Below are 12,064 nucleotides of genomic sequence, written 5' to 3' on the forward strand. Positions count from 1 at the left end.
GCCCCTCTCCTTCCTCAGGCCACCCCGGCCCCCGCGGAGTTGTCGTCGAGGAAGCCTCCCGACTGGTGCTGCCACAGCTTCGCGTAGGCGCCGTCGGACGCGATCAGCTCCTGGTGGGTGCCCTGTTCGACGATCCGCCCCCGGTCCAGGACGACGAGCCGGTCCATGGTGGCGACCGTGCTCAGCCGGTGGGCCACCACGAGCGCCGTGCGTCCCTCCATGAGCCGCCACAGCGCCTCCTGGACGAGGACCTCGCTCTCCGAGTCCAGTGCGCTGGTGGCCTCGTCGAGCAGCAGGATCGGTGCGTCGCGCAGGATCGCCCGGGCGAGCGCCACCCGCTGGCGCTGCCCGCCCGACAGCTTCACACCGCGCTCACCGACCATGGTGTCGAAGCCGTCGGGCAAGGTATCGGCGAACTCCGTGACGTGCGCGATCTGCGCCGCACGGCGGATCTCGGCGTCGGTGGCGCCGGGCCGGGCGAACGCGATGTTGTCCCGCAGTGTGCGGTGGAACATCGCCGGGTCCTGCGGCACATAGGCGATGAGACTGCGCAGGTCGGCCTGGCGCAGTCTGCTGATGTCCTGTCCGCCGATCAGGATGCGGCCGGCGTCGAGGTCCGTCATGCGCAGGAGCAGCCGGCTGAGCGTCGTCTTGCCGCCGCCGGACCGGCCCACCAGGCCGATCTTCGTTCCGCAGCGCACCGTCAGGTCGAGCCCTTCGAAGAGGGGCCCCGCGCCCGCGTGGGCGAAGGTCACGTCCTCGAAGCGCACGTCGGAGGCCTGCGGGCGCAGGGGCTCCGGCGGCACCGGGTCGAGCACCGTGGGCGGCTGCAGCAGCAGTTCGGTGAACTGCGCGGCCTCCGTCATCGCGCTCTCCAGACGGCGGTAGATCTGGTTGAACTCGAACATGATCCGCGTGGCGTTCGTGTAGTACGTGAACGCCACCACGACGGCCTCCACGCCGTGTCCGCCGCCGGCGAGGGTGATCGCCAGCAGCAGGCCCAGCGCGTTGGTGAGGACGGACAGCGGGGCGATGATCGTGTCGATGCGCAGGTTGCCGTAGTCCCAGGACCGCAGCATGAGCCGGCGCGACTCCGCGACGCGGGAGCGGTGTTCGGCGGCCTCGCGCTCCTCGGCCGCGAACGCCCGGACCGTGTCCATGTTCATGAGGCTGTCGGCGACGTGTCCCGACACCCGGGCGATGGCCTCCTCGCGCTTGCGCACCAGTGCCTGGCGGCGGCGGATGAGGGGCGCCACGCAGACGGCGGTCAGCGTGATCATGGTCAGCAGGCCGACGACGAGCAGCGGTTCGTAGCGCCAGAGCACCACCGACCCGAAGACCAGGGGCACCAGGCTGCCGACGACCTGGAAGGTCAGGGTGTCGACGATCGCCTCGAACCGGGAGGCGAAGCTCAGCACCCGCTTGGTGAGCGCCCCGGCGAAGTTGTCGTGGAAGAAGGCGGCGTCCTTGGCGAACAGTTCGTCCATGCCGATCACGTACAGGCTCTCGATCCCGCGGGCGTCGAGCCGGTTCAGGCAGTGCAGGCCCAGGCGCCACAGCGTCTCCGCGAGCAACAGCACACCTGCGAAGGCGAACACGTACGGCAGGGCCTCGGTGACGGTGATCGCGTCGCCCCGGGCGACGCGGGCGACGAGTTTGGCGACGATCAGCGGTGCGATGTAGTTGATGCCGATGTTGCCCAGTGCCGGCAGCAGCATCCCCGGTGCCGAGTACGACTTGAACCGGGCCAACTCCCTTGTGTAGTAACGGAGCGCGAGCAACACCGCGCCCTTGCCCGGATGAACCCTGCGCGCTTCAGGCAATCCCATCCCTGCCTCGTGTCGTCGTGCGGCGGTCCAGTGGAAGTGGTGGGCGAGTACTCCGATTGTCCCGTGCCGGCCCGCGGGCGGTCCACGTGTTTTAGGGGCGGCGGCACCGTACGCACATGCGAAACCACGGCCGCCTTTACGCCGTGTCCCCCACCGTGCTGCGATGGCCGCTCCGGCACCCCACACCTCAGGGAGAGCACACATGCAGGTACTTGTCATCGGCGGCGGGATCGCCGGTACGGCGGCCGCACTGGCCCTGCACGCGGCGGGGGCGGAGGTCACCGTGCACGAGGCACACCCCGACGCGGCCGAGGACATCGGCGCGTTCCTCACCCTGGCGAGCAACGGCATGCGTGCGCTGGCCCGGCTGGACGCCTCCGCCGCGGTCACGGCGCTCGGCTTCCCGCTGCATTCGATGCGGGTCCTGGACGCCACGGGGGCCGTACTGGCCGACGTGGCGCTCGGCGAGGCCGACGACCCGCTCCTGCGCTACCGCTGCCTGCACCGCGCCGAACTGGCCACCGCCCTCCAGGCGGAGGCCGTCCGCCGGGGCATCCATGTCAGGCACGGGGCACGGCTCGACTCCTTCGAGGAGACCCCGGACGACATCACCGCGCACTTCACCGACGGCAGCACCGCGACCGGCGACCTGCTCGTCGGCGCCGACGGCCTGCACTCCGCCGTACGGCGGCACATCGCCCCTGACGTACGGCCCCGCTACGCGGGTCAACGTGTCTTCTACGGCTACGCGGACGACGCGGCTGCGGCCGGGGCGAACGGCGGTGACAGCGAGCGCATCACCATGGTGCGGGGCAGCGCCGCCGCCTTCGGCCACGCGGTGTCACCCGACGGCCTGTCGTACTGGTTCGCGCGTGTGGCGGGTGAGCCGCTGACCGCCGACGAGACCGGGCAGGTCTCCGCGAGCCGCCTGCGGGAGCTGCTCCTGCCCCTGCTCCGCCGGGACGACACCCCTGCGGCGGACATCGTGGCGGCCACGAAGGAGCGTGTGATGGTCACCGACGCCACCGAACTGCCCGTCGGGACACGGTGGCGCTCCGGCCGGGCCCTGACCATCGGTGACGCGGCCCACGCGGCGTCGCCCGCGACCGGTCAGGGCGCGTCGCTGGCCCTGGAGGACGCGGTGGTACTGGCGGACTGCCTGCGCGACACACCTGACATCGCGCGTGCGCTCTCCTGCTACGAGTCACTGCGGCGCCCCCGGGTGGAGGAGAACATCACGGTCAGCGGGAACATCTCCCGGGGCACACCTCCGCCTTCGGCGCCGTCGCCGTCGTCATCCTGACCGGGTTGCAGGGGCAACAGGAGTTCGGGTCCCGGACATGACTGCGCAGCCTTGTGACGTCAGTTGACGGGGCGGACACCGGGAACACCGCGCTCCACTCGTGCGTACTATCTCTACACTGGCGCAAAGCGTGCGGTTGTGTCCTCCCGGCGGACCAGCCCTGACCGACAGTCCCGACAGACCGTCACGACAGACACCGTCCCACTCGCCCGCCCGCCGCTCGTGCGGAGACATGTCCTCGCTCCTCGCACATGTGCCGGCGGCGGATCCAGAAAGGCTCCAGACATGCCCGACCAGCAGACCTCCACCACCGAACTCACCTCGCAGTACATCGCACAGGTGACGAGTGACCTCGAACGCAACACCAAGGAGCAGGAGCGCATCGCCGCCGACATCACCGCCCTGCAGGAGCAGTTGTCGGCCCTGCAGCACGACCACACGGTCCTGGTGACCATGCAGGAGGCGCTGGGTGGCGCGCGTCCCGCGGCCGGGTCCGGCACGGTCCCGGTCCCGAGTCAGGCCTCCGCCCCGAGTGAGGTGTCCGTTCCCAAGAAGCAGACCAGGGCGGCCGGGCAGGCGCAGGAGACCAAGAAGAAGGCCGCCCCCGCCACGACCGCGACCGCGAAGAAGACGGCCGCCGCCAAGAAGCCCGCCGCGAAGAAGGCCGAGGCCAAGAAGCCCGAGCCCAAGAAGGCCGAGGCCAAGAAGRCGGCCGTCAGGAAGCCGGCTGCCGGGAAGCCCGCCGCGAAGGCCACGACGGCGGCCGGCGCGACCGACCGGCCGAGCCTCGTGGACCTGATCCGCGCACACCTGGAGGAGCAGAAGGAACCGCGCTCCGCCGCCGAGATCACCACGGCACTCACCGCGGCCCACCCCGACCGCACCATCAGGACCACCGTCGTGCGCACCAGCCTGGAGAACCTGGTCGCCAGGAGCAGCGCGCACCGCAACAAGCAGGGCACGTCGGTCTTCTACACGGCCGCCACCGAACCGGCCGCGGCCGCCGGGGCCGAGAAGGTCACGACCACCGCCTGATCCCTCCGCCGGCGACACCACCCGCGCCGCCGGCACACCGGCGCACACCGGCCCGCGCCCGCCCGGCACGCCGGGGCCGCCCTAGTACGGGGCGGCCCCGGCGGGGGGCACCTGCCACCCGGCGCCGGAGCAGGGGCCGTTGTCAGTGGTGGGAGGCAGGATGACGGCATGACCACACCAGTTGCAGTGATCGTGGATGCCGCCGCCTACGCCCAGGCCGTCGAAGACGCGGTGAAGGCGTCGGCCGCCTACTACACGGGCGGCACCTCGCCGATGGACGACGACACCTACGACCGGCTGGTGCGCGCCGTCGCCGCGTACGAGGCGGACCACCCCGACCAGGTCCTGCCCGACTCACCGACCGGCAAGGTCGCGGGCGGGGCGGTGGAGGGCGACGTGCCGCACACGGTGGCGATGCTCAGCCTCGACAACGTGTTCTCGCCCGAGGAGTTCACCGCCTGGACGGCCTCGCTCGCGCGCCGCGTCGGCCACGACGTCGAGCGGTTCGGCGTCGAGCCCAAGCTGGACGGCCTGGCCGTCGCCGCCCGCTACCGGGACGGCCGCCTGGACCGCCTGATCACCCGGGGCGACGGGACGGCCGGGGAGGACGTCTCGCATGCCATCGGCACCGTCGAGGGACTGCCGGAGGTCCTGGCCGAGCCCGTCACGGTGGAGGTGCGCGGCGAAGTCCTCATGACCACCGCCCAGTTCGAGCACGCCAACGAGGTCCGCACCGCGCACGGCGGCCAGCCCTTCGCCAATCCGCGCGGCGCCTCGGCGGGCACCCTGCGGGCCAGGGACCGCGCCTACACCGTGCCGATGACGTTCTTCGGGTACGGGCTGCTGCCCCTGCCGGACACGGAGGCCGGGCTCGCCGGACGGCTGCGCGACCTGTCCCACAGCGAGCTGATGGACCATGCCGCCGCGCTCGGGGTGAACACCACGGCGGGCACCGCCGTCCCCGGCACCACCGCCGGCTCGGCCGAGGAGGTCCTGGCACGGGTGCAGGAGATCGCCGGGCTGCGCGCGACCCTGCCGTTCGGGATAGACGGCATCGTCGTCAAGGCGGACCTGGCCGCCGACCAGCAGGCCGCGGGCTCCGGTTCACGCGCCCCGCGCTGGGCGATCGCCTACAAGCTGCCTGCGGTGGAGAAGATCACCCGCCTCGTCGGGGTGGAGTGGAACGTGGGCCGCACCGGCATCATCGCCCCGCGCGCCGTCCTCGAACCGGTCGTCATCGACGGGGCCACCATCACCTACGCCACGCTCCACAACCCGGCCGACATCACACGGCGCGACCTGCGGCTGGGCGACCACGTCATGGTCCATCGCGCCGGTGACGTCATCCCCCGCATCGAGGCCCCCGTCGCCCATCTGCGCACCGGCGCCGAGCAGCCCATCGTGTTCCCCGAGGTGTGCCCGCGCTGCGGCAGCGACATCGACACCGGCGAGCAGCGCTGGCGCTGCGCGAACGGCCGCAACTGCCACCTGGTCGCCTCCCTGTCGTACGCCGCGGGCCGCGACCAGCTCGACATCGAGGGCCTGGGCCACACCCGTGTGGTCCAGCTCGTGGAGGCGGGCCTGGTCACCGATCTGGCGGAGCTGTTCACCCTCACCCGCGAGCAGCTCCTGGGCCTGGAGCGGATGGGCGCGACGAGCACCGACAACCTCCTCGCGGCGCTGGACACCGCCAGGGGCCGGCCGCTGTCGCGGGTCCTGTGCGCACTGGGTGTCCGGGGGACGGGGCGTTCGATGTCGCGCCGCATCGCCCGTCACTTCGCCACGATGGACCACGTCCGGGCCGCCGACGCGGCCGCGATGCAGCAGGTGGACGGCATCGGCACCGAGAAGGCGCCGTCCATCGTCGCCGAGCTCGCCGAGCTGGCCCCGCTCATCGACAAGCTCGTCGCCGCGGGGGTGAACATGACCGAGCCCGGCGCCACCCCGCCCAGAGCGGAGCCCGAGGACGACGCGGAAGGGGCCGCGCAGGGCCCACAGCAGGGCCAGGAGAGCGCTGCGGGCCCGGCGGGCTCCACGGCCCCTGCGGGCGCCCCGGACGCCGCGGAAGCGGCAGGGAGCGGTTCCGCGGGCGGACCGCTGGCCGGTATGACGGTGGTCGTGACCGGCGCGATGACCGGCGCGCTCGAAAAGCTCAGCCGCAACGAGATGAACGAACTGATCGAGCGCGCCGGGGGCCGCTCCTCCTCCAGCGTCTCCAAGAGGACCGCCCTGGTGGTGGCGGGTGAGGGAGCCGGTTCCAAGCGCGCCAAGGCGGAGACCCTCGGCGTCCGTCTGGCCACCCCGGACGAGTTCGCCGCGCTCGTCGCCGGCCACCTCGCCTAGCCCGCTGTCCTTTCCCTCTGCCCCGTCCCGCCGCACCGGTTCCGCCGGATCCGTCGGCCGACCGATGAGTTCCGCCGGGGCCGGCAGTCGGACAGGGTGGTACGACAGCACCGCACCGGCCGCAGCACACCTCACGGAACACCAAGGAGACCTTCGATGCGCACCCTGATCAGCACCGCCTTCGTCTCGCTCGACGGCGTCGTGGAGGCGCCGGGCGGCGAGCCCGGCTACCGCAACTCCGGCTGGACCTTCAAGGACGTCGAGTTCCTCCCGGAGGCGTTCGAGATCAAGGGCCGGGAGCAGCAGGAGGCCGGGGCCATGCTGCTGGGCCGGACCAGCTACGAGTCGTTCAGCCCCGTGTGGCCCGGCATGGAGGAGTTCGCCGACTACAAGGTGATGCCGAAGTACGTCGTCTCCACCACCCTCAAGGACGACGACCTGGTGTCCAACTGGGGGCCGACCACGATTCTGCGGTCGCTCGACGAGGTCGCCGCGCTCAAGGAGACCGAGGGCGGTCCGCTCATCGTGCACGGCAGCGCCACCCTCAACCGGGGCCTCTCGGACGCCGGCCTGATCGACCGCTACCACCTGCTGGTCTTCCCGCTGCTGCTCGGCGCGGGCAAGCGCCTGTTCAGCGACACGGACAAGGACACCCAGAAGCTGCGGCTCGTCGAGCACGAGGCGTACGCCAACGGCCTGCAGAAGAACGTCTTCGACGTCGTGCGCTGACCGCGCACGTCCGCCACACCCGGAAGCTGTCCCGGGAGATGCCCCGGGCCGAGCTCAAGCGGTGCGTGCGCCGGCCCGCGCCAGTGTCTCCAGGGGGCCGACCAGGATCTCGGAGAAGGCGAGCTCGGCGGCTCCGACGAGCACCGCGTCGTCGCCGAGTTCCCCCACCCTCAGCCGCAGGTTCTCGCGGGAGGCGGTGAGGGCGAGGCGGTTGATGCGGCTGCGGATCTGGGCAGCCGCGCCGAGGAACACCTCGCGGAGCGTCCCGCCGAAGACGACCGTGCGCGGGTTGAGCACGTTGACCAGGTTGGCGACGCCGATGCCGAGCCAGTCGCCGACGTCGCGCAGGGCGGCGCGGGCGACGATGTCGCCCCGGTCGGCCGCTTCGACGACGGCGTGCACGGCTTCCCGGCCGGTGCTCGACGGGTCCCGCCGCGCGGCCTCCAGCAGGGCCCGCTCCCCCGCCTCGGCCTCCAGGCAGCCGCGCGCGCCGCAGCCGCAGGGTCTGCCGTCGCGGGGGTTGACGACCATGTGCCCGATCTCGCCGCCGTACCCGCAGTCGCCGCCCAGCAGTTGGCCCCCGGTGACGACCCCGCCGCCGATGCCGATGTCGCCGTGCAGGTACACGAGGTCCTGGCAGCCGGTTCCGGCGCCGCGCAGGTGCTCCGCGAGCGCGCCGAGGCTGGCCTCGTTGCCCACCGAGACGGGGAGGCCGAGGCCCAGCCGGCGCATCAGGTCCTCGCCGAACTCCTCGTCCTCCCAGCCGAGGTAGGGGGCGGCACGGACGAGGCCGTCGGAGCGGCGCACCGTGCCGCGGACGGCGGCGGCCACGCCGACGCAGTGGGTGCCGCGCCGTGCCGCACCCACCATGTCCAGTGCGCAGCCGGCCAGGACCTCGGCCACCTTGCCGGCGTCGCGCGGGCCGGGCAGCACGGGGATCTCCCTGCGGTCGAGGAAGACGCCTCCCAGGCCGATGCGGGCGGCGGACATCCGGTCCACTCCCACGTCGAAGGCGAGCACGTACACACGGTCGGACTCGGGCCGGACGACCAGGGACGGCCGGCCGGCCCGGCCGGTCTCGCGGGGCAGTTCCTCACGGACCAGGCCGGCCGCGCCCAGCTCGCTCACCAGTCCCAGGATGGTGCTGCGGTTGAGTCCCATGCGCTCGGCCAGCACGGCCCGTGACATGGATCCGCCGATGTGCACGTGGCGGAGCAGGGTGCCGAGGTTGTGCCGGCGGATCTCCTCCTGCGAGGGACCGGCTTTCATGGGACCCCAGACATCATCGTCGTACGGCCCGGCGACGGGACAGCGCGTCCACGCCCGCGGCCACCAGCAGAACCGAACCCGTGACAGCGTACTTGACCCCTGAGCTGTACCCCATCAGGCCCATGCCGTTCTGGATGACCGCGACCACCATGCCGCCGAGCACGGCGTCGACGATCCTGCCCCGCCCGCCGAACAGGCTCGTCCCGCCGATCACGGCGGCGCCGACCGCCAGCAGCAGCACGTTGCTGCCACCGGTGTTGGGGTCGACCGAGTTGCCCCGGGACGCGGCGATGATGCCGCCCACCGCGGCCAGGGAGGAGCAGATGACGAACGCGGAGGTGCGGATGGCCGCCACGTTGATGCCGGCCCGGCGGGCCGCCTCGGCGTTGCCGCCCACCGCGTAGATGTGCAGGCCGAAGGAGGTGCGCTGGAGCAGGAACGTACCGGCGACGAGCAGCACGCCGATGACGGGCACCACGATCGGCACGCCCTTGAGCGAGTCGACGATGACGTTGCGGCTGCGCTCCTGGTTGAGCAGGTGGACGGCGATCGCACCGAGCGCCGCCAGGCCGCCGATCCTGACCGCCAGCAGGGCGGTGGGAGCGGGCGCGAGCCCGCGCCGCCGGCGGTTGCGGCTGCGGCGGAGCTGGATCGCCGCGTACGCCCCGACGCTGACGGCCAGCAGCACCCAGCCCAGCGCGGGAGGGAGGTTGTTGTTGGCGACGGCCAGGATCGTGTCGTCCCGGATCGAGATGTTGGTGCCTTCCTTGAGCAGCATCAGCACGATGCCCTGGAACCCCAGGAAGGCGGCCAGTGTGACGACGAACGACGGGATGCCGACCTTCGCCACCAGCAGACCGAGCACCAGGCCGATGACCGTTCCGGTGAGGATCGCCGCGCCGGCCGCTCCGTACCAGGGCCATCCGTGGTCGGTGAGCAGGATGGCGAGGACCGCGGCGCAGACCCCGCTGGCGTACCCGGCGGACAGGTCGATCTCGCCGAGGAGGAGGACGAAGACCAGGCCCATGGCGATGGCGATGCTGCCCGCGCCCTGGGTCAGCAGATTGGCGAAGTTCAGCTCGGACAGGAAGACCGGGCGCAGGACGGCGAAGAACACGCACAGGACGATCAGGCCGAGGACGGCGGGGAGGGCGCCCAGCTCACCGCCCCGGACCCGGTCGACGTAGTTCCGGGCGGCCGAGCGCAGACTCGCGGCCCCGGCCGCTCCGTTCTTCTTCGGGGTACCCGGACCGTGGGGCAGTTCCGGCTTCTCGGGGACGACTGCGGCTGTCATGCGGTGACTCCGTTGCTGTGGGCGAGGCCGAGGTCCCCGCTGCGGCCCGAGGTGATGAGTTCGACGACCTGGGAGTACGTCACGTCGGACGTGCTGACCTGGGCGGCCATCCGGCCCAGGTAGAGGGCGGCGATCCGGTCGGACACCGCGAAGACGTCGTTCATGTTGTGCGAGATCAGGACCACGGCGAGACCGTTGTCGGCCAGCCGCCGGACCAGTTCGAGGACCTGTGCCGTCTGGGCGACACCGAGTGCGGCGGTCGGCTCGTCCAGGACGACGACCTTGCTGTTCCACAGCACGGCCTTGGCGATGGCCACGGTCTGCCGCTGTCCGCCGGAGAGACTGGAGACCTGCTGGCGGATGGACGTGACGGTGCGCACCGACAGCCCTTCGAGGGTCCGGGCCGCCATCTCCTCCATCGTCGTGTCGTCCAGGACGAGTCCCCGGCGCTTCTCGCGGCCGAGGAACATGTTCTGGACGATGTCGAGGTTGTCGCAGAGCGCCAGGTCCTGGTAGACGATCTCGACGCCCAGGGCCGCCGCCTCGCGCGGGCTGTGCACCTGGACCCGTTCGCCGTCGAACCAGTACTCGCCGCCGTCGATCGGGTGGATCCCGCCGATGCACTTGACCAGGGTGGACTTGCCGGCGCCGTTGTCCCCGACGAGGGCGGTCACCTCCCCCGGACGGACGTCGAAGGACACGTCGTGCAGGACCTGCACGGCGCCGAAGCTCTTGTCGATCCCGCGCAGTCGGAGGATCGGGGTCGTTGTCATGGAAGCCGGCTCCTCGGGGTCGTGAGGTCAGGGGGTCGCGGGTCCGGGCGGCCCCGGTGCCCGCGGCCGGGCCGGCCGGACCGGGGACGACGGTCCGGCCGGGCGGTCGGGGCTACTTGATGCCGGCCTGGGCGCACGGGGCGGCGTACTTGCCCTTGCAGAGCTCCTCGACGGTGACGTAGCCGTCGTCCACGACGTCCTTGACGTTGTCCTTGTAGATGGCCACCGGGGTCTCCAGCACGGACGGGACCTTGCGCTTGCCCTCCGGGTCCTCGACGGTCGCGTTCGTCGTGCCCTTCTTGCCCTTGGCGAGGGCGACGGCGAGCGCGGCCGTGGCGTCGGCCTCCTTCTTGACCGCCTTGTAGACGGTCATGCACTGGTCGCCCGCGAGGATGTTCTGCAGGCCCTGGACGGTCGCGTCCTGGCCGGTGACCGGGACCTTGCCGTTGCGGTTCTGCTTGCGCAGGACGGCGATGGCCGCGTTGCCGAGGCCGTCGTTGGCGGCGAGCACGCCGCCGATCTTCGGTTCGCTGGTGTACATCTGCTCGAAGATGGTCGCGGCCTGGGCGTTGTCCCAGTCCGGGACGGACTGGTTCGGGCCCTTCACATAGGCGCCCGACTCGTACTGCGGGTCGAGCACGCTGTTGTAACCCCGGGCGAAGAGGGTGGCGTTGTTGTCCGTCGGCGAGCCGTTGAGCGTCGCGACGATGGGCTTCTTGGCCTTCATGTCGCTCAGGCACTTGCTGAGGCCCTCGCCCTGCAGCTTGCCGACGGCGACGTTGTCGAAGCTCACGTAGTACTGGGCGGAGCCGCCCAGGGTGAGCCGGTCGTAGTCGATCGTGGCGACGCCCTGCGCCTTGGCCTTGTCGAGGACCGCCTTGCCCGTGCCGCTGTCCAGGTTCACGATCACCAGGACGTTCACACCGCTGGTGATCATCTGGTCCGCGATGGTCTGGAACTCCTGCTTGTCGTTCTGCGCGTTCTGGATGTCGAACTCGACGCCCGCCTTCTTGAACGCCTCGGAGAGGTACTTGCGGTCCGCGGTCTCCCAGCGGGCCGAGGACTTGCTGTCCGGAAGGATCACACCGATCTTCGGCTTGGCGTCGGAGCCGGAGCCGGAGTTGCCGTCGCCGTCGTCCGACGAGTCGCCGCAGGCGGTGAGCGAGCCGGCCAGTGCCACCGAGGCGGCGATGAGGAGGAGTCCCTTACGCATGGGCAGGATCCTTTCTGGTGTCCCAGCCGGACGACCGGGCGTACGAGGGTGCGGAGAAGGAGACCGGGAGGCGCGCTCCCGGGAGGAGTGCCGGGTGTCGGGAGATTCGTCCGGGCTGAATGTTGTGAGCGGGAACTTACGACGCTCCGGACGCCGTGCCCAGGGTGCGGGAGACGCTATTTGTCATCCGCCATAACAATTAGATGACGCTGCCGCAACGCGGCGACCCCATCGCCTCTTGCGCCTCGTGGACCGGGTCGGGGCGCGGGGCACGGG

9 protein-coding genes are annotated in these 12,064 nt (G+C 71.5%); 4 read left to right on the forward strand and 5 right to left on the reverse strand.

Annotation, left to right across the window (positions count from 1 at the left end):
* Positions 1 to 14: 14 nt before the first annotated feature.
* Positions 15 to 1,829, reverse strand: coding sequence for an ABC transporter ATP-binding protein (locus FGF04_RS31640; RefSeq protein WP_149514809.1), 1,815 nt, complete (start codon positions 1,827 to 1,829; stop codon positions 15 to 17).
* Positions 1,830 to 1,992: 163 nt separating this feature from the next.
* On the opposite strand from FGF04_RS31640, the gene FGF04_RS31645 reads away from it, so the two are divergent.
* The 4 genes from FGF04_RS31645 (at position 1,993) to FGF04_RS31660 (ending at position 7,239) form a co-directional block, all read left to right on the forward strand.
* Positions 1,993 to 3,132 carry an FAD-dependent oxidoreductase gene (locus tag FGF04_RS31645; RefSeq protein ID WP_149514810.1) on the forward strand — a complete coding sequence of 380 codons (1,140 nt, stop codon included), beginning with the start codon at positions 1,993 to 1,995 and terminating at the stop codon, positions 3,130 to 3,132.
* A gap of 285 nt (positions 3,133 to 3,417) precedes the next feature.
* Positions 3,418 to 4,167: a hypothetical protein gene (locus FGF04_RS31650; protein WP_149514811.1), complete on the forward strand. Its 750-nt coding sequence runs from the start codon at positions 3,418 to 3,420 to the stop codon at positions 4,165 to 4,167.
* A gap of 168 nt (positions 4,168 to 4,335) precedes the next feature.
* The gene (gene ligA / locus FGF04_RS31655) at positions 4,336 to 6,510 is read left to right on the forward strand and encodes an NAD-dependent DNA ligase LigA (protein ID WP_149514812.1); all 2,175 of its coding nucleotides are present in this window, start codon (positions 4,336 to 4,338) and stop codon (positions 6,508 to 6,510) included.
* A 156-nt stretch (positions 6,511 to 6,666) separates the two neighbouring features.
* Positions 6,667 to 7,239 (forward strand): dihydrofolate reductase family protein, encoded by a 573-nt coding sequence (locus FGF04_RS31660; RefSeq protein ID WP_149514813.1) that lies wholly within the window; start codon positions 6,667 to 6,669, stop codon positions 7,237 to 7,239.
* Between the two features lie 54 nt (positions 7,240 to 7,293).
* On the opposite strand, the gene FGF04_RS31665 is transcribed toward FGF04_RS31660, so the two are convergent.
* From FGF04_RS31665 to FGF04_RS31680, 4 genes are all read right to left on the reverse strand, one after another.
* Entirely contained in the window at positions 7,294 to 8,508 is a 1,215-nt protein-coding gene (locus tag FGF04_RS31665; protein ID WP_149514814.1) for an ROK family transcriptional regulator, read from the reverse strand.
* A gap of 13 nt (positions 8,509 to 8,521) precedes the next feature.
* Positions 8,522 to 9,802, reverse strand: coding sequence for a sugar ABC transporter permease (locus FGF04_RS31670; RefSeq protein WP_149514815.1), 1,281 nt, complete (start codon positions 9,800 to 9,802; stop codon positions 8,522 to 8,524).
* Positions 9,799 to 10,575: an ATP-binding cassette domain-containing protein gene (locus FGF04_RS31675; RefSeq protein WP_149514816.1), complete on the reverse strand. Its 777-nt coding sequence runs from the start codon at positions 10,573 to 10,575 to the stop codon at positions 9,799 to 9,801. Before FGF04_RS31675 ends, FGF04_RS31670 begins: the two co-directional genes overlap by 4 nt.
* 112 nt (positions 10,576 to 10,687) lie before the next feature.
* Entirely contained in the window at positions 10,688 to 11,788 is a 1,101-nt protein-coding gene (locus tag FGF04_RS31680; protein WP_149514817.1) for a sugar ABC transporter substrate-binding protein, read from the reverse strand.
* Between the last annotated feature and the right edge of the window lie 276 nt (positions 11,789 to 12,064).

This window comes from Streptomyces apricus (genome assembly GCF_008369065.1).
Taxonomy (GTDB): domain Bacteria; phylum Actinomycetota; class Actinomycetes; order Streptomycetales; family Streptomycetaceae; genus Streptomyces; species Streptomyces apricus.

What these genes read in the sequence shown, in the direction of transcription:
- FGF04_RS31680 (WP_149514817.1), bottom strand. Translation starts at nt 11,788, where the DNA reads ATGCGTAAGGGACTCCTCCTCATCGCCGCCTCGGTGGCACTGGCCGGC.
- FGF04_RS31645 (WP_149514810.1), top strand. Translation starts at nt 1,993, where the DNA reads ATGGCCGCTCCGGCACCCCACACCTCAGGGAGAGCACACATGCAGGTA.
- FGF04_RS31660 (WP_149514813.1), top strand. Translation starts at nt 6,667, where the DNA reads ATGCGCACCCTGATCAGCACCGCCTTCGTCTCGCTCGACGGCGTCGTG.
- FGF04_RS31670 (WP_149514815.1), bottom strand. Translation starts at nt 9,802, where the DNA reads ATGACAGCCGCAGTCGTCCCCGAGAAGCCGGAACTGCCCCACGGTCCG.
- FGF04_RS31640 (WP_149514809.1), bottom strand. Translation starts at nt 1,829, where the DNA reads ATGGGATTGCCTGAAGCGCGCAGGGTTCATCCGGGCAAGGGCGCGGTG.
- FGF04_RS31665 (WP_149514814.1), bottom strand. Translation starts at nt 8,508, where the DNA reads ATGAAAGCCGGTCCCTCGCAGGAGGAGATCCGCCGGCACAACCTCGGC.
- FGF04_RS31675 (WP_149514816.1), bottom strand. Translation starts at nt 10,575, where the DNA reads ATGACAACGACCCCGATCCTCCGACTGCGCGGGATCGACAAGAGCTTC.
- ligA (WP_149514812.1), top strand. Translation starts at nt 4,336, where the DNA reads ATGACCACACCAGTTGCAGTGATCGTGGATGCCGCCGCCTACGCCCAG.